Origin of the sequence: Nocardia violaceofusca NBRC 14427 (assembly GCF_963869435.1) — a bacterium.
GTDB classification, from domain to species: Bacteria; Actinomycetota; Actinomycetes; order Mycobacteriales; family Mycobacteriaceae; genus Nocardia; species Nocardia aobensis.
In genome coordinates this window covers 1-23,870 of record NZ_CAWMPM010000016.1, presented here as the reverse complement: position 1 = coordinate 23,870, position 23,870 = coordinate 1, and the positions used below count along the sequence as shown (strand labels likewise).

The following is a 23,870-nucleotide window of genomic DNA, read 5'->3' as shown; positions in this document are numbered from 1 at the left end:
GACGTCTGCCGCGAGTGAAGGGGTGCTTCGCGGCCGACCTTGCGACCGGAAGATAACGAAGTTATGGTTGATCTGTTGGGTGCCGAGCATCGGTGTCTTCTCCTCGGCGGGTCCGATGCCTCCAGTCGAATATCCGATGAAAGTGAGCAGGCATGAAGGCATTCGTAGTAGAGCGTTACGGCAAGGACGGTCTTCGCGCCGCCGAGGTACCCGTGCCGAAAGTCGGCGACGGTGATGTCCTGGTCGAAGTCGCTGCCGCCAGTATCAATCCGCTGGACAAGATGGTCCGCGACGGAGAGTTCGAACAGCTCCTGAAGTACAAACGCCCGTTCGTGCTCGGCCACGACGTCGCCGGAGTGGTGACCCGGGTCGGTGCGGGTGTCCGCGACTTCACGGTTGGCGACCAGGTGTATGCGCGCCCCCGAGACCTGCGGATCGGCACCTTCGCCGAATACATCGCGATCGACCAGGACGACGTCGCACTCAAGCCCGCCTCACTGACCCTGCACGAGGCTGCGGCGGTTCCACTGGTCGCGCTGGCAGCGTGGCAGATCTTGGTCGAGAAGGCGAAGGTGAAGCCAGGGCAGAAGGTTCTCGTGCACGCCGGCGCGGGCGGGCTCGGATCCACCGTGATCCAGCTGGCCAAATACCTCGGCGCACATGTCGCGACCACCGCAAACGGAGCCAATGAAAAGCTCGTCCGCAGCCTCGGAGCCGACATCGTCGTCGACTACACCGAACAGGACTTCTCCCAGGTTCTCTCCGACTACGACCTCGTTGTGGACTCCCTCGGTGGTGAGAACCTCATGAAGTCGCTCACCGTGCTCCGGCCCGGAGCCCGGGCGATCGGCGTCGCCGGACCGCCCGACGCCGGATTCCCCCGGCAGCTGGGCGCCCCCAAACCCTTCGAGCTCGTGACGTGGATTTTGAGCCGCAAGGTCCGGCGTGCCGCGTTCAAGCTCGGTGTGGGCTACTCGTTCTTCTTCATGCGAGCCGACGGTGCGCAGCTGCGCGAGCTTGCCGCCCTCTACGACGCCGGCCATCTGCGTCCGGTCCTCGACTCGACCTTCCCGTTCGACAGGACCCCCGAAGCACTCGCCTATGTCGAGAGCGGCAAAGCCAAGGCCGGCAAGGTCGTCGTGACCCTCGACTGAGGTTGGCTGGGCGACATGGCCTTCGACTATGCGGCCACGACCGCGGCGGCATGCCCATTGGTGGCGATTGGTGCGAAAGCGTTGGTGTGCAATCGAATTCATCATTCACGATGCAATCGAGGAGCGCTTGCCGCTGCGACGCCTGCCGTACGAACGATTGTTCCTTTGGGTGTGACCTCTGGCTGATGGGGCTGAGCGGGATTCCTGCGAAGGCGTTCTGCTCGCTGCATGCATGGTGAAAAGTGTTCTGGTGCGGTCGCATTCGGAGTCGATGCTGGAATCGCGTGCCCTTGCGGCACATATGAGCGGCTCGAACGAACACCGCGTTCGACCGAGTCTTGTTTACGTAAAAATGAAAGTACGAGCATAATGCAATGACCACCCAGTCGCCCTTCACGAAAGGAAGACATCATGACGACCTGGAAGAACGCGCCGACCCAACTTCTCGACGTCGGCGGCGTATCGTTCGCCTACCGTGAACTTGGGCCCCAATCGGGAGTCCCGGTTGTTTTCCTGCATCACTTCACCGCGGTGCTCGACGATTGGGACCCCCGTGTAGTCGACGGGATTGCAGAACAGCTGGCCCGTCCCCGGTGAATGCGACCGCCCGGATTTAGAGTCCTGTTGGCCCTGGTAAGGGGCCAGAAGGGACACTGAGAACCATGGCAGGACGTAAGCGGCATTCCGCCGAAGAGATCGTGCGGAAGCTGCGCCGCGCCGACGAACTGGCCGCCGCGGGCGCCTCGGGTGAGGAGATCGCCGCCGACCTGGGGATCTCGGCAGCGACGTTGTACAACTGGCGGCGCCAGTACGGCGGGATGGACACCGACGCCGCCAAAGAGCTCAAGGAACTGCGCGCGCAGAACGCGAGGCTCGAGCGGCTGCTGGCCGATGCCGAACTCGAGAAAGACGCGTTGCGGGAGATCGCGCGGGGAAACTTCGAGGCCCGGCGGCCAAGCGGCGGGCGGTGGACATGCTCTTGCAGGTCAAGGGCATGTCCGAACGATTCGCCTGCAAGGTCGTCGGGGTCCATCGGTCCACGTTCCGGCGGCTGCCACTCGGCCAAACCCCGGATGATCCCGATGCCGGTGCCAGGGCTTGGCTGCGCGAGTACGCGCGCAAGAACCCCTGTCACGGGTTCCGTCGGGCGTGGGCGGCGTTGCGGTTCGACGAAGGCCACCGGGTCAACCGCAAACGGGTCCACAGGTTGTGGAAACAGGAGGGCCTGCAGGTGCGAACGCATCACCGGCGCAAACGCGTCGGGTCCTCATCGGTGCCGGCGGTTGTCGCTGACGCACCGAAGACGGTGTGGGCGTTGGATTTCCAGTTCGATTCCACGGTCGATGGTCGGGCGGTGAAGATCGCGTCGATGGTCGATGAACACACCCGGGAGTCGCTGCTGCACCTGGTGGAACGTTCGATCACCGGGGAGAGACTCCTCGCCGAACTCGCGCGGGTGTTCGCTGCTCGGGGCGTCCCGAAGGTGCTGCGATGCGACAACGGCCCGGAAATGATTTCCACAGCGCTGCACCGCTTTTGCGCCAACAGGATCGGAATCACCTACATCCCACCCGGCACACCCTGGAACAACGGCTACATCGAATCGTTCAACCGCCGGTTGCGCGCCGAGTGCCTCAACCGCAACCACTGGACCTCCCTGCTCGAGGCCCGCGTGGTTATCGGTGACTTCAAATCCGACCACAACCTTCGGCACCGGCATTCAGCGCTGGGCTACCGGACGCCGGCCGAGTGCGCTGCGGCCTGCAACCACACCCACCACCCGGTGGACTGCGGGATCAACTGAACCGAGGAAACAACCCGGGCTCTACTACCGGGTGGTCGCATTATCGGGGACTGGCCAGTGGAGCGACCGGCTCGCCCCGACGCGGAGAAGACGCCCGCTGAAGTGTTGACGGTCGAGCAGATCCGCTCGCTGATTCAGTGCTCGAATCGGCAGACCGGATGCATGATGCTGCTGACCGCCCAAACTGGCCTGCGCCCGAGTGAGGTTGCTGGACTGAGAGTGTGCGACATCGACTTCCTGGGCAGGAAGGTGTATGTGGTCCAGCAGGCCAACCACTTTCGTGGAAAGGCACCGACGGCGCGGTTGAAGACTCCGCGGAGCAAGCGCAGCGTGCCATTGCCCGCGGAAGCGCATCGTGAACTCAGTTCCTTCCTCGCCACGGTTGAGCGAGGCAGGAACGATCTGCTGTTCTACACCAGAGTGGGGCGCCCGTGGTCTGCCGACGGAATGGGGCTGCGATTTCGCGAGATCGCCGTTAAGGCAGGCGTTCCGAAAGGGTTCACCTGGCACGATTTGCGGCACTTCTACGCCTCGGCGCTGATCGCCAAGGGCGCGTCGGTCAAGACCGTGCAGATGCGCTTGGGCCACGCGAGCGCGAACGTGACTCTCCAGGTCTACACGCATCTGTGGCCCGACCACGACTCCACACCGTCTCCGCGATCGACGACATCTTCACCTCGGAGAACGGTAACCCCCCGGGGTACCGGGAAAAATCGACCCCGATTTCGGTGAGAGACGGGACGGAGACGGGACAGCGGCCGTCTCCTGACCCCGAAAACAACCTCTCACCAGGCGTTCTACAAGCTACGCCCGATAATCAGCTTCATGCTTGGCGAGCTTCGAAGAAATGCCTGGTGAGAGGCGGTTTCGAGTCTGCTATCGCCTGAAATCCGGCCTGAGACGATCCCCGTCTTGACCTGGTGATTCCCATCGCGTCCCATTGAGTTACGAGAGAATGACGGGACGGCGTAGATACCCCTACGGGGTACTATGGCGATCTGCTCCCTACTAGAGGCATCGAAACGCTCGACGATGAACACTCGTCGGGGCCACGCGTCGCAAGCGGTGTCGCGGGTTAGGGCGCGGCCACCAAGGCGTGCAGAACACGCGTCGACCATGGTGGACCGCGGTCGGGCGACTCGTGACAGGGCTCCGGCAAAGTCTGTTTTAGCAACTTTTGAGCAGTTTGAGTGGGCGTTCGTGCTGGTAGGAGTGGTAGCGGAGTCCTCCGGCTATGTTGTGGTGGCCCTGGATCCGTAACAGACCGATTGCCGTGTTTCGCAGAGTGGCCATCACTTGTGGGCTGGCGCCGGTGCGGACCCGGCTGCGGTCCTCGTCGAAGGTGACGTCGCGGACGCAGTGCACCCGGTTCTCGATATGCCAATGTCCTTGCAACCAGGCGGCTAACTGGCGGGGCGTGGCCTCGGCGGCGGACAGGCTGGTGATCGCGTAGATCGTCGCGCTCGCGAATTTCCGTGTCCGGGCATCGACGCGCCGACGCGTGATCTTCAATGCCAGCCGTGCGCCGGGGAACCCGATGTCCGGACCGATCTCGAGGGCTTTGAGAGTGCGGGTTTCGTGACGGCCGTGCCCGCGTGAGCGTGCGCGATCGCCGGTGCGCACCGAGTGCCACGGCAGCCGCTTGAGCGTCTTGCGCAGTTTCGGCTGGTTGTCCTTGACCGTGAGCAGATAGTGGCCGCCGAGATCGGTGATGTAGGTGGCGGTGTCGCGGTTGGTGTGCAGAGCGTCGGCGGTGACGAGCATCCCGTCGATGTCGATGCCGGCGAGAAGTTCACGCAGCAAAGGGATTTCGTTGGTCTTGCCGTCGACTTCCATCTGTCCCAGGATCACTCCGAGGTGTTGGCAGACCCCGGACAGCAGGTGTCTGGCCCGGCCGCCCTGGCCGTCGCGGGAACCGCGCAGTGATTTGCCATCGAAGGACACCACGCGGCGACCGTGCACGGTGGCGGTCTGCTGCCACATCCATGCCCCGATCGCCTTGTCCAACGCGTCGGCATCCACCGCTTGAAGCAACCGGCGGATCGTCGATTCCACCGGCACCGAGGCGCCGAACCCCAACTCCGACAACACCGCCGCGGGCGCTTCGCCGACCCATTGACCGATCGCGGTCAACGAGCGAGCACCCGCGACAACGGCCGCCAGCGCGGCCGCCAGAATCGCCTGCGCCGAATACCGCACACCGCGACGAGCCCGCGGATCGGTGACCTCGCCCAACACCTCCAGCAAACTCACCGCAGCAGGCAAACGGTCCGATTCACCCCCCCTCGCAAGGCAAGTCGACGGCCGGAACGGCAATGGGGGATGATGGCACGGGCACGGCGGACACTCCGGATGACGCACTTGTGGAAGAGTCGATCTTCTCGAGTGCCGCCGTGACCGCCATCCAATTCTTTCCAGGGCGTGTCGGGCAAAACCCATACAAACCACAGGTCAGCCTTCGCAGGCAGACTTTGCCGGACCCCTGGACTCGTGATTGCGCGTGGACTGGTCGGCGTGTCGAATCGCGACACGCCGACCGAATTTTTGACCAGCAACCAAACTGCAAATCAGTTCTCTTCATAGATCGACGTGACAGCACACCGGGTTTGTGCGAGTCCAGTGGACCTCGGTATTCCGTGGTTTGCCAGATCGTGCTCTTCGAAGGTTGCGCTGGCGGAAGGCATGTGCACGCCGGCGTCACCGAGCGGGTCGAGGCGGGAGGAGGGGCGGTCGGGAGGCGTGCCGTGCCAGGCCTAGCTTGCCTTGTTGTATGCCTCGATGATGTCGGCTTGGATTCGTCCGCGGCTGGAAACGTTGTAGCCGTTGTTTTTCGCCCATTCGCGAATTGCGCCCGTCTTCTGCTTGTCGGCCGTGGCCCGCGTAGTCGTCTTCGCCTTGCCGCGGGGAATTCGGCCGACCTTGCGGGCGGGGCCTGTCCACTGCTCGAACGCGCTACGGAGCTTGCGGGCGTTCTTGTTCGAGAGATCGATCTCGTATTCGACGCCGTCGAGGCTGAACGAGACCGTCTCTTCGGCTTTCGATTTGCCGTCGAAGTCGTCGATCAGCTCGACGATGACCTTCTTTGCCACGCGGCAGTCCTCCATACTTTGTCGAAACACGTTGCGGAACTAACTAACTGGCAAGCTTAGGTCGAGCCACCCTTCGCTGATTTGCCGGGCCGACCGGTTTCTACGGCACCGGCCTGGCCCGGGAGTATCGCAAGCGCGGCATCTCCACGCTCATCATCGATCAGCCCAGCAGCGGGGAAACACTGCGACTACGCGGGATAACCGGCATCGCCGAGGCCGAGCGATACGGATCCGCCTGCGTCGACTACCTTGCCGCGCGATCCGATTGCGACGCGGAACGGATCGGAGTCGGCGGCTGGTCGCTCGGCGGCTACTTCGCGCCCCGCGGCGCCGCCTTCGAACCGCGATTCGGACTCTGCGCCGCATGGGGTGCCATCTACGACTGGGGCGAGTTGCAGCGCACCCGCCGCGAGCGCGAACGCAGAGGAACCGCCGAGCCGTCGGTCCCGCATTTCTGGGAACACGTGATGTGGGTCTTCGGGAAGAGCTCGATGGACGAGTTCGCCGCTTCGTTGACGATGGCCGAGGCCAGCGCGAAGATCGAGGTCCCGTTCCTGGTGGTCCACGGTGCGAACGATCGCCAGGTGTCGCCGGCCATGGCGCAGAAGCAGTACGACGCGGCCGTCAATTCGCCTCACCGTCAGCTGAAAATCATGACACTCGACGATGGGGGAGTCGAACACTGCGCCGCAGACAACATGTCGGCCACAGTCGACTTCATCGCCGACTGGGTCGCCGACCAGTTCGATACCGCGATCCAGGTGAGTTCGAGTGGTCACTGGCTCATTGAGAATCGAGCCGACAACTCGGTGACCAACGCCGCATCGGCGGCAGCCCCGAATCCGTAGATGCGCGGAGCGTGAGCCCGATTCCGTGCCGGGTTCTCCGATGTGCGGGTCGGCCCCACCCGCGGCGATCACTGCAGAGCCGGGCGGGGCTTGCCTGGTTCAGACCGATGCGCTGGGGATCGAACCGACCGAGGTCAGATGTGGCCGTTTGGCGACGCGTCCGTCGCCGGAGGATCTGCCGGTGATGCGGCGAAACAGCCACGGAGTCAAAAACCCTGCTACCCAGCGCAATTCGGCGGCTCCGGCCGCGACGGCGCCGAGTTTCGGTGCAGCGGACGGAAGTGGTGCGGTCCAGCTGCTGTCGGATCCCGGCAAGCGCAGCGCATGCGCCAACGCGTCCGCGAAACTCTGGTGTCCCAGCGGAGTGGCATGCAATCGGTCCCAGGACCACATTCGCGGATCGGTCATCACCTCGTGGTCGCCGGTTTCGGCCACCAGCACTCCATGGCGAGCCGCCGCGTCCCTGATCACCTCGTTGAGCGCGGCCGTGCGCGGACCGAGCAGCCGGGCCAACGGTATGACGCGAGCGACGTCGGGAAATGTCAGTGTCACCACTACCGCGCCCTGAGCCGTCAGCGCCGCGAATGTCGCTTCGAGATGCTCGCCGACCGCCCCGGCGTCGAATTCCGGTCGCAGAAGGTCGTTTCCGCCGGCAATCACCGTGGCGACATCGGGCTGTAATGCCAGTGCGGCGTCGAGCTGTTCGTAGCGGACTTGGCGTGCGAGCTTTCCCCGTACTGCCAGATTGGCGTACAGCAACGACGGGTTGGATCTGGCTATTGTCGCGGCGAGCCGGTCGGCCAGGCCGATCAGCCCCGTATGGTCGTCGCCGTCGCCGAGTCCCTCACTCTGGCTGTCGCCGAGCGCGACGTACCGGAAAAAGTGTGTGGGTATGTGCACCCTTGGCCTCCTGAGAAATTGGTTGAGCGGTCGAAGCGAAGGTGGCGCGACCCGGACATCCGAGACACAGCAACGGTGTTTCCCGAGTGCTGATTTCAGTAGCGGATTTCGACGGGCAGCTCGAGGCGTTCGGCGAGGTCGTCCAGATCTACACCGAAGCTCTCGCGCACCTCGACGCCGTGATCGGTGATGTCGAAGATCGCGTGGTGGGTGTAGACGCGGCTGACGCAGCCGACGCCGGTGAGGGGGTAGGTGCATGCGGGGACGAGTTTGGGGCGTCCGGCTTTGTCGAACAGGCTCATCATGACGACGACGCGTTTGGCGCCGATGGCGAGGTCCATCGCACCGCCCACGGCTGGGATGGCGTCGGGTTGGCCGGTGTGCCAGTTGGCGAGATCGCCGGTCGCGCTGACTTGGAAGGCGCCGAGAACGCAGACGTCGAGGTGGCCGCCGCGCATCATGGCGAAGGAGTCGGCATGGTGGAAGTAGGCGGCGCCGGGTAGTTCGGTGACCGGTACCTTGCCGGCGTTGGTGAGGTCGGCGTCGATGTCCTCGCCCGCGGCGGCGGGGCCCATGCCGAGCATGCCGTTCTCGGTGTGCAGGATGACGCCGAGGCCGGGGTTCAGGTGGTCGGCGATCTTGGTGGGTTGGCCGATGCCGAGGTTGACGTAGGCGCCGCGCGGGATGTCCCGCGCGATCCGGGCGGCGAGTTGGTCGGAGGTCAGGGCCATGTCAGCGCGCTCCTCGGACGGTGTAGTGGCGGGCCTGGGTCGCCACGAGGCGGTCGATGTAGATGCCGGGTGTGACGACCGCTTCGGGATCGAGGGTGCCGGCGGGGACGATCTCGGCGACCTGGACGATGGTGGTGGTGGCCGCGGTTGCCATGACGGGTCCGAAGTTGCGGGCGGTTTTGCGGTAGACGAGGTTGCCGAGCGTGTCGGCGCGGTGTGCGGCGATCAGGGCGATGTCGCCGCGCAGGGGCATTTCCAGGACGTGGTCGCGGCCGTCGATGGTGCGGGTTTCCTTGCCTTCGGCCAGGATCGTGCCGACGCCGGTGGGGCAGTAGAAGCCGCCGATGCCCGCACCCGCGGCGCGCATTCGTTCGGCGAGTGTGCCTTGTGGAACGACCTCGAGTTCGACCTCGCCTGCGCGGTAGAGGCGGTCGAAGACGTAGGAGTCGCTTTGGCGTGGGAACGAGCAGATCACCTTGCGCACGCGGCCGGCCGCCAGCAGCGCGGCGACGCCGACGTCGCCGTTTCCGGCGTTGTTGGACACGAGCGTGAGGTCGGTGGCGCCGTGGCGGATGAGTGCGTCGATGAGGTCGAACGGCATGCCCGCCAAACCGAATCCACCGATCAATACCGTTGCGCCGTCGGCGATTCCGGTGACCGCGTCGTCGGTGCTGGGACAGATGGCGGCGCTCATCGGGTGGCCTCCAAATTCTCGAGTACGACGGCCAGGCCTTGGCCGACGCCGATGCAGATCGCGGCGACGCCCCACCGCTCGTGGCGTTCGCGCAGCACCTTGGCCAGCGTGCCGAGGATTCTGCCGCCCGAGGCGCCGAGCGGGTGGCCGAGGGCGATCGCACCACCTCGGGTGTTGACGATCTCGGGGTCGATCTTCCAGGCGTCGATACACGCCAGCGTCTGCACCGCGAACGCTTCGTTGAGTTCGACGGCACCGACCTGGTCCCAGCCGATACCCGCCCGCGCCAGCGCCCGGTTGGCGGCCTCGACCGGTGCGTAACCGAACGCCTGCGGCTCGACCGCATGCGCGCCGCGGCCCGCGATCCTGGCCACCGGCGCCACCCCGACCAGCTCGGCGGCGGCCGAACTACCCAGCAGGACAGCCGAAGCGCCATCGCTGAGCGGTGAGGCGTTGCCGGCGGTGATCGTGCCGTCGGGGCGGAAACTCGGCTTCAGCCCGGCCACCTTCTCGACGGTCGCGTCCGTGCGGATGCCCTCGTCGCGCAGCAATTCCACGCCCGGCACCGGCACGACGAGATCGTCGTAGAAGCCGTCGGCCCACGCGTCGGCCGCGAGCGTGTGGGAGCGGACCGCGAAGGTGTCCTGACGTTCGCGACTGATCGAAAACTGTTCCGCGAGTTGCTCGTTGGACTCGCCGAGGCTGACCGTCCACTCCGCCGGCATACGCGGGTTGACCAGCCGCCAGCCCAGCGTGGTGGACACCAGCGTGGCGTCACCGGCGGGGAAGGCGCGGCCCGGCTTCGGCAGAACCCACGGCGCGCGCGCGTCATCGACTCGACACCGCCGGTCAAGACGAGGGTCGCGTCGCCGGTTTCGATCTGCCGGGAACCGATCATCGCCGCGTCGAGCCCGGATCCGCACAGCCGGTTGACGGTGGTGGCGGGAACGCCGACCGGAACTCCGGCCAGCAATGCGGCCATTCGGCCGACGTTGCGGTTGTCCTCACCGGCGCCGTTGGCGTTGCCCCACACGATCTCATCGATAGCGGCCGGATCCAGCCGGGGCGTTGTCGCGAGCGCGGCGTGGATGACGGTGGCGGCGAGGTCGTCGGGCCTGGTTCCGGCCAATGCGCCGTTGAAGCGGCCGAACGGGGTCCGCACCGCGGTGTAGAGGAGAGCTTCGGTCACCGCTTCGACGCTAGAGTCCCGCGTTGATATCGTGAAGTATCCATTCCGCGCGCGATTAGGACGTTTTCGATATGGATGTTCGGCACCTGCGCTACTTCGTCGCCGTCGCCGAGGAGCAGCACTTCGGACGTGCCGCTCAGCGCTTGCACATGGCTCAGCCGCCGCTGTCGCAGCAGATTCGCCGGCTCGAGGCGGAGCTGGGCGTGCCGCTGTTCGAACGCACGACCCGCAAGGTGGAGCTCACCGCGGCCGGGGTCGCATACCTCGCGCGCGCCCGGCAGATCCTCGCCTCGCTCGACGACGCCGCACGCGAGGCGCGGCTCGTGGCGGCCGGCTCCGTCGGTCACCTGACCATCGGCTGCGTCGGCTCCGCGACGGCGTCCTTGTTGCCGACCCTGTCGCGTCACCTCGCCACCGAACTGCCCGGAGTCGAATTCGCTTTTCGCGGCGACATGCTGGTGGGTGACCAGATCGAGGCGCTGCGCACCGGCGCGGTCGACATCGCGTTGCTGCGCCCGCCGGTCACCGACCGTTCCCTGGTCATGGAGCTGCTCCGCGACGACGAGCTCGTGCTCGCCACGCCCGCCGACCACCCGCTCGCCTCATACGTCCAGGTAGACCCCAGCGACCTTGGCGATACCGACCTCATCGTGCACTCCGCCGACCGCGCCTCGGTCATGTACGGCGTCGTGATACGCCTGCTGCGCGATGCCGGTGTCCAGCCGCGGATCCGATATCAGGTCGGCGAAACCTCGACGCTGGTCACCCTCGTGGCCGGTGGCCTCGGTGTGGCGATCGTGCCCGAACCGGTGTCCGCGCTCGGTCTCCGCGGGGTGGTCTACCGCCCACTACGACCGACCACCACCGTCGGACTCTCCCTCGCCTATCGCGCCGGAAGGTCCGAACCGCACCTCACCCGAAGTCTCGACGTCATCACACGACTGACAGCCACGAAAGACGCACCATCGCAGCAGCTTCCGCGGAAGAAACCGAATACTTAACCGACAGCGCCCCGCGGTGATCTTCACACTGACCGCCGATGTCGACGGGCGGGTGGCGGCATTGATTGCCCGTCGGCTCGATCATCGGCGGGCAGTTGGGTGCGAAGATGGGCAGGCGAATGCAGCCCACCGTCTTGCGCACGGCGATCGTGGTGGTCGGCAGTATCGCCGCCCTCCGGTTGCTGATGACGTAGAGCTCACAGATTCCGTCGCTTCGACATGGCCACCGAGCGGACAGGAGCACCTGCAGATCGCCTCGTTGACGGGTAGGCGCCGCGTGAACCGCTTGTTCGGCTCTCGCGCTTGGTGTCGGTCTGCTCGTCGTGGTGTCTTCTTTCACTCGGTCTGCGCGAAGTTGCGCCTGTCTCATCACACGCGGCCCCGTTGCCTGGCCCAGCGGGCCTGCCGGCCTTCACCTTGGTCGAGAACGTTCTCCAGACCAACCACTGTCGCGGCGGTGGCGTATCCGGCCTCGGGCAGGCCGAGCTGCGGCATGGCGGCGAAGCCGCCGGCGAGCGGCATGGCCAGGACTCGTTCACGCAGGGCGATCGCCTTGACACCCCCGATCATAAAGGCAACACTGTGTCCGATATTACTGTAGGGCGCGTGGGCTCCAAACCAACAGAAGGCGGATCGCAATGTTGTTGCCACCGGCGTCGGAATCGTTCACTATTGACGACCAGGTGATCGCGGTTCAAGGGCAGCCGCGGTGATCAGGCGTCGTCACGAAATCAGACGCCTTCCCGTCAGCGACGAGGCCAAGGCGTTCTTGGCCTCCCATCGTGCGGCCAGAGTTCCGGTGCCGCTCACATCGCATACCGCGCGCATTGTCCGCAGGGTGTATAGCCGCAGTCGGCCCTCGATCGTCGAGTTGGAGGCCAGGTGCGGTGTTCAAGTCACTACCGGCACGGCCGGTGGTGTCGAGATTTGCACCATGACCCCACGCCAGGTGAGCGGCGGGGATGCCTATGCGATCTATCTGCACGGCGGGGCTTACGTGCTCGGCGACGCGCGTGATGCTCTGGCCGTATTGATGGCCGACGAGCTCGAGATCCCGTTGGTGTCCATCCAATACAGTCTCGCGCCGGAGGCGCCGTTCCCGGCGGCGCTCGATGACGCGGTGGCCGCATATGCGGAGATGGTCGCGCAACGACCGTCGAAGTTCGTCCTGCTCGGCCTCTCGGCTGGTGGTGGGCTGGCACTGGCACTGATGCATCGCATCCGCGAACTCGGCCTCCCCGAACCGTCGGGGCTGGGATTGATAACGCCGTGGACCGATCTCTCCCGCGTCGGCACCAGTCATCACAGCCTCGAAGGACGCGACCCGCTCATCAGGTGGCGCGGGCAGCTCGACAAAGCGGCCCGCGCCTATGCGGCTGGAACAAGCCTGGCCGATCCGTCGCTTTCACCGGTTTATTCCACCAATTTGCACGGCTTCCCACCCAGCATGATCACCACCGGAACCCGAGACCTGTTCCTGAGCAACTGCGTTCGTATGTACTGGGCGCTGCGTGCGGCCGAGGCGCCGAGCCATCTGCGCGTGTGGGAAGGCATGTGGCACAGCTTCTGCGACCAACCCGACATCCCCGAAGCCGCTGCATGCCGCAGGGAAATCGCGACCTTCCTCCGTAAGACCCTCGATAGCGACGTCGTCGACTGACTGTCGCCGCGCAGAGCAAGGTCGGGCGGCGGGTGGAAGCGGTGACCGCAGCCCGCGAAGCCGTCGAGAAATGGCGAGAATGCGGCGACCAACACGGCGCATCACTTTTCCGTCCCTCGCCAAGAGCTTGAGCAATCTCGCGGATCGGCTGGGCGAGTTCGATCAGCGAGAGGAAGCGGTAACCGCGGCTGGCGAAGCTGTCGAGCTGTGGCGTCGGATGGCCACGCGGCACTCGAGTACTTACCTCCATGAGCTCGCTTCAAGCGTGTACGACAACGCGCGCCATCTGAGTGCAGCCGGGCATCAGGAGAAGGCGTTGGCCGCGGCCGGCGAAGCGGTCAACCTCTATCAGTGGTTGGTCGCCACGGACAGTTTGCGACTATATGACACCAAGTTGAAGCAAACAGAACAGATGTTGGTGAGGTTGCGAAACGCCCTCTGACGTTGTCATAGTTTCGAACTGTCGTGAATGTGGTCCGATTTCGCGGTGCCAGCGTGCCGGCGCGGTGTAGTCGCGCCGCCGACGGTTCACGGACCATAGAACAACCGTTCGTTTGGCAGGCGGGGCAATAGACGACCGTAGCCGAGGGGGGTGAGGACGAGTTCGATCGTATGCGTGGGGTTTCGGCTCCAGTCGTGAATGAAGGTGAGGGCCGCGGGGGCGGTGGCGACGTAGTCGAAGGCCATGTCTTGCAACCAGATACGCAAGTGAACATCGCCATCTGATAGGAAGAATCCCAAAGCGGTCATTGCGTGTACGGCTCGAGTATCGGGGAGGGTCGGCGGCTTGGTTAATTTTGGAGGGGGCGGTGTAGGCGGGTGAATGTCTCGATGCAGAGAATTTCGGCGTTCGCGAAGGTGGGGGCGGCCCTGATCTCGCCGACGGAGGCCCCTTCGGCGTTCAGGCTGCAGCAGAACCCCCTTACTGAACGAAAATTGCACCCTTTCGGCGACTCGCCGAAAGCCTCGTCTTACTGTCCCGAGAGAGTCTCCGACCAGGTCCGGCGGCGTGGATCGCAGCGCGGCCAACAGGCTCGCGAGCGGACGCATGGTGCCGGAAGCTGCTTTCGATCCATCCATATGGGCAACAGTGTCTCCGAAATGCTCGCGTCTAGTCAATAGTTTCGGCAACGACGTATTCGATAGCGGAAGGAGTGAAGCCGCTGCGCCTGAGGTGGGCCTTCTTGTTCCTGCAGCCGGTGCTAGCTACTGCTAAGGATCGGATCGGAGATCGACACAGCATGGAGCATTGTCGAGGCGTCGACATCGAGGTGTGCTGCGGATGCGCGCCTTGTCTACTGCCCTTTCGCTTGCGCACGGGCATGGGCGCTGCTTCTCGCGAGGCTGACTGTGCCGACCTGAGAGGATGGGGGCATGCTGGTGGGTGGGGCGGAAGACCTTGCTGCCGGTTTGTGGGCGATGGGGGCGGGAGCGTCGGTGTACGACCGAGGCTAGTGCTGCACCGAAAGCAACTGATCGGTAGCAGGAACCATTGTCGGGCAATACTTTTCGCCCGGTGGTGCGTGGGTACCGGTACTGTGGCCGGTCGCGCGCCACCTGCCGCCGTCGGCGGTCTTGCCGAGCTTCTTGACGTCGACGTGGACCAGGCTGCCAGGGCTCGTGACGGCCTGACTTGCGAAAATGGTGCAAGCGCTATTTCGTAAGTCCGAGTAGAGCTGCGGACAATCCGAGGTCGGGGCCGAAGTCTTCGACTCGACCGGTGCGGCACCCGTCGGCGTGCATCTGGATTCGATTGCAGAAGAGACTGACGACTTCACCAGACAATGCTGTGCCAAGGACTAGATGGGAGCGGAAGTAGCCGCCTTGTGTGTCCATCGTGCGCGAAAGATTCTGCAACAGAAGCGGTGCGACGTCGACGACCTCGGTGACGCCTGCGGCATTGGCTCGCAACTGATCGGTTACCGCCTTCAGTCCGGTCAAACTCGAGGCCAGCTGGCTCTGATACTGACTGAATGTGCCGGAGGTGTTGGACAAGAATGCGTTCATCTGATCGAGGGTCGCCTGCAGGCCGGGCGCCTGCTGGGCGAGCAGCTGAGTCATTTGAGTCATCTTGTCGCTGAAGTCGCGTACTTGCTGGTCGTTATCGGCAAGCATGGAGGTCAGTTCATTGAGCTTGATGATGATCTGCGAGATCGCGTCCTTGTTCGTCATTCCGACCTTGAGTGCGCCGGACAGCGCCTCGAGCGTTTCGTGAATCTTGGTGCCCTGGCCGGCGACCATGTCGTGGAGTAGGGTGCCCGATACTGGCCCGACCTTCGTGCCGTCGAAAGGTTTGAGTGCAGCGGCGAATTCATCGATGGTCTTGATCATCGTGTCCAATTCGACTGGCGTGCGAGTAGCCTCCAGGGGGAGGTGTGCATTATCCAGAAGGGTGGGCCCGCCCGTGTATCGCGGTGTCAGCTCGATATGTCGGTTGGTCACTATGGAAGGCGACACCAGTACGGCAGTAACGTCTTTCGGGATTTGCACGTCGTTGTCGACGGTAAGGTGTACTTCCACGTATTGACTATGTGGGACCAATTTGTCCACCTTGCCGACCTCGAGCCCCAGCACTGTGATCGGGTTGCCCTCGAATACGCCTGCGATACTGCGGAAGTCGGCGGTGATGTGTGTCTTGTGAGCTATCGGATTCGCGCCCCACGCGCAACTTGCGGTGAGCAGCGCCGTGGCGCAGGCGGTTAGGACGGCGCGGAGCGGAGAGTTCATCGCTGGTCTCCAGGCGGGTGTGATGTCGTGTCGGCGAATGGAACCCGGGAGTCGACTAACCGAAGCAAGTAGAGCGAGCAGAGCTATGTCGAAGCGAACCAGGTCCAGAATGTATCGGCTACACTGTAGCGGAAATAGATTTGGGTGGCAACAAATTTCGGCAACACTGTTCTGCTCTCTTGGTAGCCGTGATGGGCGCTACGGCGATGCCGGCGCGTCGAAGCGGGACACGGCGGTGATTGCGTTTGTACGGGCCTGGTCGTCGGTGATGGCCGCCAGCGCAGAATTCGGAGAACCATCGCGAGGGCGGCTTCATGCGACGTCAGCTCCGCAGCGGCTTGTGCCCGCACCTTGGGTGCCGCCTGCGATTCGGCGGAATAGTCGGGGGCTCGCCAGTCCTACTTGCTGACGAATCGAGGTAGCTACCAGTCCGGATGCGGAGGCCAGTTCGGCACACGTTGGCAAACCGCTTGTCGTGTCGGGAAAGGACAAGGTTGGCCTCCGAAATACCTCGGAGCACGCAGACCCTGCTGGCGGCTACCAGTCATCGTGGCAATCGCGAATAGTTTCTTCGGCTTCGATGAGTGAACCGTCGACTTATCTGGAGTCAGCGGTTCGCGGTCGGGGTCGGCTGCCTCGTAACGTGCCGCAGGAGGCTGGGTGGGCTGGCTCGTGAACCGTCTGTCGCCGTCGCAGGTTGACTTGCCCGTGATGTGTCGCCCCGCCCGGTCTCCGTTCACGGTCTGACTTGATAGAGGTGTGACGACGACCCGCTGTGTGTAGTTCTGGAAGTCGACAGGTCGGCCGTGGATTCTCTGCCCGGCGACGACAAGGACGATTACCTGATGATGCTGATCGGCATCGACCCGCACAAGTCCAGCCATACCGCGACGGTGATCGAACCGTCGACGAATTCTGATCTCGGCTCGATCCGTATCGATGCCAGCAACAACGGATATCGCCAGCTGCTGGCATGGGCACGACAGTGGCCGAAACGTCGGTGGGTGGTGGAAAACGCGGAAGGCCTCGGGCACCATCTGGCGCTGTGGCCGGTCGCCATGGGCGAGGCAGTCGTTGACGTTGCGCCGGCCGCGACCGCGCGGGTGCGGCAGCTTTCGCGTGGCGGCCGCCGGAAGAACGACCGTATCGACGCGGCTGCGGCGGCGTGTGTCGCAGCGTTGCACGGCGACGCCCGTCCGGTGCGTGCCGAAACCCATACCGATTCGCTGGCCCTTCTCGATGAACGGGCGACAGAACCTGTCCGAGAAGAGAACTCGATCGGTCAACCAGCTCCACGCACTGCTGCGAGAATTGCTGCCGGGCGGGGCGCCGACAAGCCTGACCGCTACCAGTGCGCACCCCGTCGAGTTTCGATATCGAATACGGCTGGGGTGGCCTCACCGTCGACGACGACCTGTGGGCCCCTCGCACGTTCGAGCGGATGAGTATCTGGGGCCACCGACAGCTGGCCGCCGCGGCCTCACTGCCGCCGGGAATCATACGTATGAAGCCGTAAAACCTTACACCGCAATGAAATACGAATTGCCAGCTTTCGGACAAGGAGCAAACAATGACGGGTACGACCATCGGCCCCCTGACCGCGCAGAGCGCGGGCCGCACGATCGATACTCCGGGATGGCATCTGCGCTACTACGAGGCAGGCGGAGGTCATCTGGTGATCCTGCTCCACGGCAGTGGGCCGGGTGCGACGGGCTGGAGTAACTACCAGCGCAATATCGGCCCTCTCGCGCAGCATTTCCGAGTGCTCGCTGTCGACATGCCGGGTTGGGGGTTCCGATCCGGTCCACGCCGGCAACTTCGATCACGTCGAGACCCTGCTCCAGTTTCTCGATGCACTCGACATCGAAAAGGCAGCGGTCGTGGGCAATTCGATGGGCGGTGCCACTGCCATCCGGTTCGCCGCCGAGCATCCCGATCGGATTTCTCACCTCGTCACCATGGGTGCGCCCAGCGGCCCACGCCCGGGCCTGTTCGGCCCCGGTGGACTCAGCGAAGGGATCAAGGTACTGCTCCGCGGCTACCAGGATCCGTCCGAAGCGAATATCCGACAGCTGGTCGAGGTGATGACCTACGACCACGCCACCATCACCGAGGAGCTCGTGCAGCGACGCACCGCCGACACCCAGGCCCACCCGGAACACCTGACCAATTTCCTGAGCCTGGCCGCCCAGCGCAAAGGGCCGATCCCCAAGTGGCCCACGGTCGAGCTGTCGCCGGTATCCGGACACCCGCCCTGCTCATTCACGGGCGTGACGACCGTGTGGTGCATTTCGAGAACTCGCTCGCACTGGTCGCGACCATTCCGAACTCGCGTCTGGTGCTGCTCAACCGCTGCGGCCATTGGGCGCAGAACGAGCACGCCGAAGAATTCAATCGCCTGGTCGCCGACTTCATCCACAACAACTGAGCAACTACAGAAAGAGCCTGTGCCGTGCACGAAGTCACCGAGCGCATCGAGGCGCTCGCCACGAAACTTGGATGAGCAAGCCGCCCCCAGCGACGATGTGGGCCGCCTGACCGACGAGACCGCGGCGCTGCTGCGCTCCGCGGGGATCGTCCGCATGCTCCAAGCCCAGGACCGGGGCGGATAACAGACTCATCCGGCCGAATTCCTCGATGCGGTGATGAAGACGGCCGCGATCGCCCCGTCGGCAGGGTGGGTGGCCGGTGTTGTCGGCGTGCATCCATGGGAGCTGTCGATGACCGATACCGCACTGCAGCAAGAACTCTGGGGTACGGACGCGGACATCTGGATCGCCTCGCCGTATGCGCCGATGGGCCGCGCCGCGCCCGTCGACGGTGGTTACCGCCTCTCAGGACGATGGAGTTTCTCCTCCGGTACCGACCACTGCGAGTGGGTGGTGATCGGCGGACTGGTCACCGACGAACAGGGTGGGCACACCGGCATGCGGCATTTCGTCCTGCCTCGTGGTGACTACCGAATCGTCGATGACTCCTGGCAGGTCGTCGGCCTGAAGGGGACAGGAAGCAAGGATCTCACCGTCGGTGAGGCCTTCGTTCCCGACTATCGCACCATCGATGTGGCCGCGCTTGTCGACGGTTCACTGGCTCAGGCGAACAGGCCGGGAGATCCGTTGTATGCCTTGCCTTTCGGGGTGCTCTTCTCGTACGCGATCTCCGCCGCGACGATCGGGATCAGCGAGGGCGCACTGGCGGCGTTCGTCGCCTACACCGAGGGGAGGATATCGCTGGACGGGTCGCGAGCCAGTCGGCATGCCCACCAGTTGTCCGCGCTGGGTGCGGCCACCGCTGACATCAACGCCGGCCGTACCGTCCTGATGTCGAACGCGCACCGGATGTTCGACATCACCTCGGCCGGCGGACGGCTCACCGAGAGCGACCGGATAGCTTTCCGTAACGACCAGGTCCGGGCCGCTCGGCGAGCCGTGGATGCGGTCGACAGCTTGTTCGTCCATGCCGGCGGTGGGGCGCTGCGCTCGGACCTGCCCTACCAGCGTTACTGGCGTGACGCGCACGCCGCCATGAATCACCTGTGCAACGTGGCGGATCCGATCCATCAGAGCTACAGCGCCGACCGCTTCGGAAGCCCGATCACAGCGCTTTTTTACTGAAAATTTAGCCACGCCGACTCGGTCGGAGCATACGATCGCATCTGATCAACCCATCAGTTATGGTGAGCGCTGCGATGAGAATGCCGATCGGCTTCGAACGCAGTTCCGTCCGGGCGGATTCGTTCTGCTCGCGCATTGTCGCCCCAATCAGAAGAGTGAGGATCTCGGTGTCCGCAAACATCCCCAATTCCCGGATCACGTTGAATCGCCGCCGCGCGTTGGGGGGCGCGGTGGCCGGTGCACTGGGCGTCGCCGCGACGGTCGCCGCGGTCCCGATCGTGCAAGCGGCCCCTGCTCGGACCCAGCAGCCCGCGCCTTCGGGCACCTACCGAATCGATCTCCACGCGCATTTCTTGCCGCCGGACTACCGTGCCGCACTGATCGAGCACGGCATCTCACCATCGGTGGTTACCCGACGCCGGACTGGTCGCCGGAGCAGGCGCTCGCGTTCATGGACTATTACGGCATCCAGGCTCAGGCGTTGTCCGTTTCCGACCCGGGCGTGTCCTTTTTGTCCGGCAAGGAGGCCAACGATATGGCCCGTTACTGCAATACCTATGCCGCCGGCTTGTTCAAGTCCAACCCGACCCGGTTCGGCGCGTTCGCGGTGCTGCCGATGCCGGACATTCCGGCTTCGATCGACGAGGCGATCTTCGCCCTCGACCAGCTCCACCTCGACGGTGTGATTCTGCTGTCGGCCTATAACGGCGTGTACCTCGGTGATCCACGGTTCGAGCCGCTGATGGCTGCCCTGAATCAGCGCAACGCATACGTCTTCGTCCATCCGGCGGCGATCCCGGACGACGCGAAACCGAAACTCCCCCTGCCGGATTTCCTCGAGGAATTCACCTTCGACACCACTCGAGCGGCGACCATGATGATGATGACCGGGATGACACAGCGTTATCCGAACATCCGCTTCCAGCTCGCGCACGCCGGCGGAACGGTGCCGTTCCTGTCGCATCGGATCAGTGTCGCCTCGCAAACCGTCATCGGGCAGTTGTGGCCGCAGGATCTGCCCAAACCCTCGATCCTCGATATTCAGCGGCAGATTTCGAACTTCTACGTCGATACCGCGCTCAGTGGGTCGGCCGCGGCCATGTCCAGTGCGCTCGCGGTCACGAGTCGCGATCACATCGTGTTCGGTTCCGATTGGCCCTTCAGCGCGCTCACCCTCCCGCAGTCCGGTAGTCACGACCCGGCGCCCGGACTCAGCGACATCTTCGATGCCGACGCGCGCATGGAGGTCGAGCATCACAATCCGCTGCGGCAGCTCCCTCGCCTGGCGCAGGCGGTCACATCCTGACCGATTCACAGAAAGGCATGTCATGAGCGGTCACGCACGGATCGACACCCACCAGCACTACCTGCCGCGGTTCTACCGCGATCTGCTCGACAGTCACGGGATGGACGCCGGTGGATGGCCCACTCCCGACTGGAGTCTCGAGGCCGCCCTGGCCCTCATGGACGACCTCGAGATCGCCACCGGAGTCGTCTCGCTGAGTTCGCCGGGTGTGCGATTCGACGACGACGAGACGAGCCGCGCGGTGGCCCGGCGGGTGAACGAGTTCGGCGCCGAACTCGTCAAGGACCGGCCCGATCGGTTCGGCTTGTTCGCCAGCCTGCCGCTGCCCGATGTCGACGGCGCGTTGGCCGAAATCGCCTACGTATATGACGAATTGCACGCTGACGGCGTGGTGCTGCTCTCCAACGTCGACGGCATCTACCTCGGTGACCGGGCTTATGAACCGGTCTGGGAGGAGCTGAACCGCCGCTCTGCTGTCGTATTCGTCCATCCGGACTCGCCGCCGATGGCAATGCTGCCGGGTATGCCGTCGCCGTTGCTGGACTTTCCCTTCGACACCACCCGGTCGGCGGTGCACATGGTGGCCAATGGTGTCATGAGTCGCTACACCGACATGAAGGTCGTGCTGTCTCATGCCGGCGGCTTCCTGCCGTACGCGGCCTACCGGTTCACCGGTGTGTCGATGTTCAACGAGGCGATCACGCCCGAACAGGCATTCACCGACCTGCGACGGTTCTACTTCGATACCGCCCTGTCCTCGACGCCCGCCGCGATGCCCTCGCTCCTGGCCTTCGCCGATCCGACGCACATCACCTTCGGCAGCGATTTCCCGTTCGCGCCGACGAGCAAGCAGATGACCGACATGCTCGACGCCGCCGACATCGACGACACCCTGCGCGCCGGGATCGACCGCAAGAACGCCGAGGCCCTGTTTTCACGCCTCGGGTAGGCCTGCCGTCGGCGACGGCCCGTCAGGTTGCGTCGGTCTCGGCACGAGAACATTTTGTGAGTATTTCATCATTTTCTCTTGACAACGCATACCATCGGAACTGATGATTTAGTCAATAAACGTGTGGAGGTAGCTGTGACGAGCATCGACAAGGGTGTCGGGACCGAACGGACGGTTCGGGTCGGCGATCGTGAGATCTTCTTCGTGGAAGCGGGGTCGGGCCCCGTGGTGGTTCTGCTGCACGGAGGTGGCCCCGGGGCTTCCGGGGTGTCCAACTATTCGCGCAATATCGAGGTACTGGCGCAGCGGTTCCGGGTGATCGTGCCGGATATGCCCGGCTACGGCCGTTCGTCGAAGTGGGTGGACCGGTCGGATCCGTTCGGTGATCTGGGTTGCGCGACAGGCGGGTTGCTGGACGCGCTGGATATCGTGAAGGCGCACTTGGTCGGCAACTCGTACGGTGGCGCCGCGGCCCTGCGGCTGGCCATGGACCGCCCGGAGAAGGTGGACCGGATGGTTCTCATGGGCCCTGGTGGTGTCGGAACCACTCGAGCCTTGCCGACTGCGGGTTTGCAGCGGCTGCTCAATTACTACACCGGGACTGGGCCGAGCCGGGAGAAGATCACCGAGTTCGTTCGGCAGTACCTGGTGTACGACGGAGAAACGGTGCCACAGGAGCTCATCGAGGCCCGTTATCAGGCCAGTCTCGACGCGGAGGTGGTGGCGAGTCCGCCGTTGCGCCGGCCGTCGGGACCGCTGGCGCTGCGCACGCTGTGGCGAATGGACTTCACCCGCGACTCCCGCCTGGGGAAGGTCGCTCATCCGACGCTGGTCGTGTGGGGAACCGACGACAAGGTCAATCGGCCCTCCGGCGGGCGCATGCTGGCCGACGCCATGCCCAATTGCGACCTGTATATGGCGGCGAATGTCGGCCACTGGGTGCAGTGGGAACGAGCGGAGCTGTTCAACACCCTGGCCACCGCGTTTCTCGAGACGGATCGATGAGCGATTTCCTGCGTCCGAACACCGATGATTCGGTGTTCGGTTCGGTGCACCTGGGATACGTTGTCGTGCAATCGAATCGGCTCACCGATTGGCGGCGCTTCGGCGCCGACGCGATCGGGCTGCACGTCGACGATCTCGACAGCAATACAGTGCGCTTCCGCCTGGACGATCGCTCCTGCCGTTTCCTGATCCGGCGGGGCTCGGCCGAGGATGTCATCGCGCTGGGCTGGCAGGTCGACGATCACGAGACCTTCGACCGCATCCTCGCCCGTGTCACCGAGCGTGGGGTCCCGATCATCGAGGCGACACCAGAGGAAGCGGCGCTGCGGGGTGTGGAGCGGTTGTGGCGCTTCGCCGGCCCGAAAGGCATCGCACAGGAGATCTTCACAACGCCGGTCACGACCGCGGAGCCGTTGCGGATGATCAGCTCCGGCTGGGTAACCGGGGAGGCCGGTCTCGGGCATGTGGCGATGATCTCCCGCGAGCCGGAGGCGGTGCGCGGCTACTACGAGACCGTCTTCGACTCCCGCTTGTCGGACTACATCGACGAGAATGTGTCGGGCTTGACGATGAAGATCCGGTTCCTGCGGGTCAACGAGCGTCATCACTCGATCGCCGTCGCCAACATTCGCGGTGTGAAGATCGATCCGATTCGAACCTCGGTGCAGCACATCAATATTCAGTCCGCATCGCTGGACGACATGCTCGCCGCGTTCGAGCGAGTCACCGCGCTCGGCTTCCGGATGCAATGGTCGGTCGGCCAGCACACCAACGACCGGGAACTGTCGTTCTACTGCGTGACTCCCTCCGGTTTCGAGCTGGAGGTCGGCTGGAACCCGATCGTGGTCGGCCCGGAACTCGAATCCACCTGGGAACCGACCACCTATCAGGGCATCAGCACCTGGGGTCACACTCCGGTGGGAGAGACCGTACTGGGCAAATTCGCTCAGTTCCGGCAGGCGCTGCAGTCGATCAGAACTCCGGAGATCACCGTTCCCGAGCTCGCAGAAGGGTTTTCACGATGAGCACCACCGACTACGACGTCGTGGTCGTCGGCCTCGGGCCGACCGGCCTGACCCTCGCCAATCTGCTCGGCCGACGTGGGGTAAGTGTGCTGGTGCTCGAACGTGAACCGGAATATTACGGCCTGGCCCGCGCGGTCTACACCGACGACGAATGCATGCGGATCTTCCAAACCG

The 23,870-nt window shown here is 64.3% G+C and carries 24 protein-coding genes and 4 pseudogenes; 17 read left to right on the top strand and 11 right to left on the bottom strand.

What is annotated here, in order from left to right:
* Nucleotides 1-152: 152 nt before the first annotated feature.
* From AC5592_RS15135 to AC5592_RS15120, 4 genes and pseudogenes are all read left to right on the top strand, one after another.
* Nucleotides 153-1,154: an NADP-dependent oxidoreductase gene (locus AC5592_RS15135; protein ID WP_063064552.1), complete on the top strand. Its 1,002-nt coding sequence runs from the start codon at nt 153-155 to the stop codon at nt 1,152-1,154.
* A gap of 411 nt (nt 1,155-1,565) precedes the next feature.
* Nucleotides 1,566-1,727, top strand: a pseudogene (locus AC5592_RS15130) (alpha/beta fold hydrolase); the annotation flags it as partial.
* 89 nt (nt 1,728-1,816) lie between these two features.
* A protein-coding gene (locus tag AC5592_RS15125) for an IS3 family transposase (protein ID WP_157121881.1) occupies nt 1,817-2,958 on the top strand; the annotation gives its coding sequence in 2 pieces (ribosomal slippage) (nt 1,817-2,084 and nt 2,084-2,958; 1,143 coding nt in all).
* 57 nt (nt 2,959-3,015) lie between these two features.
* Nucleotides 3,016-3,690: a tyrosine-type recombinase/integrase gene (locus AC5592_RS15120; RefSeq protein ID WP_198163839.1), complete on the top strand. Its 675-nt coding sequence runs from the start codon at nt 3,016-3,018 to the stop codon at nt 3,688-3,690.
* A 435-nt stretch (nt 3,691-4,125) separates the two neighbouring features.
* Here AC5592_RS15120 and AC5592_RS15115 read toward each other — a convergent pair whose 3' ends face one another.
* Both AC5592_RS15115 and AC5592_RS15110 read right to left on the bottom strand, forming a co-directional pair.
* Nucleotides 4,126-5,211, bottom strand: coding sequence for an ISAs1 family transposase (locus tag AC5592_RS15115; protein WP_232329363.1), 1,086 nt, complete (start codon nt 5,209-5,211; stop codon nt 4,126-4,128).
* A 500-nt stretch (nt 5,212-5,711) separates the two neighbouring features.
* On the bottom strand, nt 5,712-6,047 hold the full coding sequence (locus AC5592_RS15110; RefSeq protein ID WP_063064649.1) for a histone-like nucleoid-structuring protein Lsr2: 336 nt from the start codon (nt 6,045-6,047) through the stop codon (nt 5,712-5,714).
* 113 nt (nt 6,048-6,160) lie between these two features.
* Here AC5592_RS15110 and AC5592_RS15105 point away from each other — a divergent pair, with 113 nt between their 5' ends.
* The gene (locus tag AC5592_RS15105; protein WP_084506697.1) at nt 6,161-6,895 is read left to right on the top strand and encodes an alpha/beta hydrolase family protein; all 735 of its coding nucleotides are present in this window, start codon (nt 6,161-6,163) and stop codon (nt 6,893-6,895) included.
* A gap of 99 nt (nt 6,896-6,994) precedes the next feature.
* Here the strand turns inward: AC5592_RS15105 and AC5592_RS15100 are convergent, their stop codons facing one another.
* The 5 genes and pseudogenes from AC5592_RS15100 to AC5592_RS15080 all read right to left on the bottom strand — a co-directional run.
* Entirely contained in the window at nt 6,995-7,795 is an 801-nt protein-coding gene (locus AC5592_RS15100; protein ID WP_371507218.1) for an SGNH/GDSL hydrolase family protein, read from the bottom strand.
* A gap of 95 nt (nt 7,796-7,890) precedes the next feature.
* A complete protein-coding gene (locus AC5592_RS15095) occupies nt 7,891-8,526 on the bottom strand; it encodes a 3-oxoacid CoA-transferase subunit B (protein WP_063064548.1) in 636 nt (211 codons plus the stop codon).
* Nucleotide 8,527: 1 nt separating this feature from the next.
* Nucleotides 8,528-9,220: a 3-oxoacid CoA-transferase subunit A gene (locus AC5592_RS15090; protein ID WP_063064547.1), complete on the bottom strand. Its 693-nt coding sequence runs from the start codon at nt 9,218-9,220 to the stop codon at nt 8,528-8,530.
* Nucleotides 9,217-9,984: a thiolase family protein gene (locus tag AC5592_RS15085; protein ID WP_371507217.1), complete on the bottom strand. Its 768-nt coding sequence runs from the start codon at nt 9,982-9,984 to the stop codon at nt 9,217-9,219. Before AC5592_RS15085 ends, AC5592_RS15090 begins: the two co-directional genes overlap by 4 nt.
* Before the next feature lie 110 nt (nt 9,985-10,094).
* Nucleotides 10,095-10,382, bottom strand: a pseudogene (locus tag AC5592_RS15080) (thiolase family protein); the annotation flags it as partial.
* 98 nt (nt 10,383-10,480) lie between these two features.
* On the opposite strand from AC5592_RS15080, the gene AC5592_RS15075 reads away from it, so the two are divergent.
* Nucleotides 10,481-11,410, top strand: a complete 930-nt coding sequence (locus AC5592_RS15075; protein ID WP_063064546.1) for a LysR family transcriptional regulator — start codon at nt 10,481-10,483, stop codon at nt 11,408-11,410.
* 65 nt (nt 11,411-11,475) lie between these two features.
* Nucleotides 11,476-11,604, top strand: a complete 129-nt coding sequence (locus tag AC5592_RS15070) for a hypothetical protein (RefSeq protein WP_371507216.1) — start codon at nt 11,476-11,478, stop codon at nt 11,602-11,604.
* Nucleotides 11,605-11,779: 175 nt separating this feature from the next.
* Here AC5592_RS15070 and AC5592_RS15065 read toward each other — a convergent pair whose 3' ends face one another.
* Nucleotides 11,780-11,980: a hypothetical protein gene (locus tag AC5592_RS15065; protein WP_063064545.1), complete on the bottom strand. Its 201-nt coding sequence runs from the start codon at nt 11,978-11,980 to the stop codon at nt 11,780-11,782.
* A gap of 364 nt (nt 11,981-12,344) precedes the next feature.
* On the opposite strand from AC5592_RS15065, the gene AC5592_RS15060 reads away from it, so the two are divergent.
* Nucleotides 12,345-13,070, top strand: coding sequence for an alpha/beta hydrolase fold domain-containing protein (locus AC5592_RS15060; RefSeq protein WP_063064544.1), 726 nt, complete (start codon nt 12,345-12,347; stop codon nt 13,068-13,070).
* Between the two features lie 127 nt (nt 13,071-13,197).
* Complete coding sequence (locus AC5592_RS15055; RefSeq protein WP_157121879.1) at nt 13,198-13,512, top strand: hypothetical protein; 315 nt, start codon at nt 13,198-13,200, stop codon at nt 13,510-13,512.
* Between the two features lie 86 nt (nt 13,513-13,598).
* On the opposite strand, the gene AC5592_RS15050 is transcribed toward AC5592_RS15055, so the two are convergent.
* The 3 genes and pseudogenes from AC5592_RS15050 to AC5592_RS15040 all read right to left on the bottom strand — a co-directional run bounded on the left by AC5592_RS15050 (nt 13,599) and on the right by AC5592_RS15040 (nt 15,797).
* Entirely contained in the window at nt 13,599-13,820 is a 222-nt protein-coding gene (locus AC5592_RS15050; protein WP_063064542.1) for a hypothetical protein, read from the bottom strand.
* 639 nt (nt 13,821-14,459) lie between these two features.
* Nucleotides 14,460-14,683: pseudogene (locus AC5592_RS15045) on the bottom strand (hypothetical protein); the annotation flags it as partial.
* A 40-nt stretch (nt 14,684-14,723) separates the two neighbouring features.
* Complete coding sequence (locus AC5592_RS15040) at nt 14,724-15,797, bottom strand: MCE family protein (protein WP_063064541.1); 1,074 nt, start codon at nt 15,795-15,797, stop codon at nt 14,724-14,726.
* 845 nt (nt 15,798-16,642) lie between these two features.
* Between AC5592_RS15040 and AC5592_RS15035 the strand changes: the two are divergent.
* The 8 genes and pseudogenes from AC5592_RS15035 to AC5592_RS15000 all read left to right on the top strand — a co-directional run.
* Nucleotides 16,643-17,183 (top strand): annotated as a pseudogene (locus tag AC5592_RS15035) (IS110 family transposase); the annotation flags it as partial.
* A 317-nt stretch (nt 17,184-17,500) separates the two neighbouring features.
* Nucleotides 17,501-18,409, top strand: a complete 909-nt coding sequence (locus tag AC5592_RS15030) for an alpha/beta fold hydrolase (RefSeq protein WP_232329361.1) — start codon at nt 17,501-17,503, stop codon at nt 18,407-18,409.
* 108 nt (nt 18,410-18,517) lie between these two features.
* On the top strand, nt 18,518-19,411 hold the full coding sequence (locus tag AC5592_RS15025; RefSeq protein WP_198163838.1) for an acyl-CoA dehydrogenase family protein: 894 nt from the start codon (nt 18,518-18,520) through the stop codon (nt 19,409-19,411).
* A 451-nt stretch (nt 19,412-19,862) separates the two neighbouring features.
* Entirely contained in the window at nt 19,863-20,717 is an 855-nt protein-coding gene (locus AC5592_RS15020; protein ID WP_232329360.1) for an amidohydrolase family protein, read from the top strand.
* A 22-nt stretch (nt 20,718-20,739) separates the two neighbouring features.
* The gene (locus AC5592_RS15015) at nt 20,740-21,666 is read left to right on the top strand and encodes an amidohydrolase family protein (protein WP_063064540.1); all 927 of its coding nucleotides are present in this window, start codon (nt 20,740-20,742) and stop codon (nt 21,664-21,666) included.
* A 144-nt stretch (nt 21,667-21,810) separates the two neighbouring features.
* Entirely contained in the window at nt 21,811-22,671 is an 861-nt protein-coding gene (locus AC5592_RS15010) for an alpha/beta fold hydrolase (protein ID WP_063064647.1), read from the top strand.
* Nucleotides 22,668-23,696: a VOC family protein gene (locus AC5592_RS15005; RefSeq protein ID WP_063064539.1), complete on the top strand. Its 1,029-nt coding sequence runs from the start codon at nt 22,668-22,670 to the stop codon at nt 23,694-23,696. Before AC5592_RS15010 ends, AC5592_RS15005 begins: the two co-directional genes overlap by 4 nt.
* A partial coding sequence (locus AC5592_RS15000) for an FAD-dependent monooxygenase (RefSeq protein WP_157121877.1) occupies nt 23,693-23,870 on the top strand: 178 nt, incomplete at its 3' end. The genes AC5592_RS15005 and AC5592_RS15000, both read left to right, overlap by 4 nt.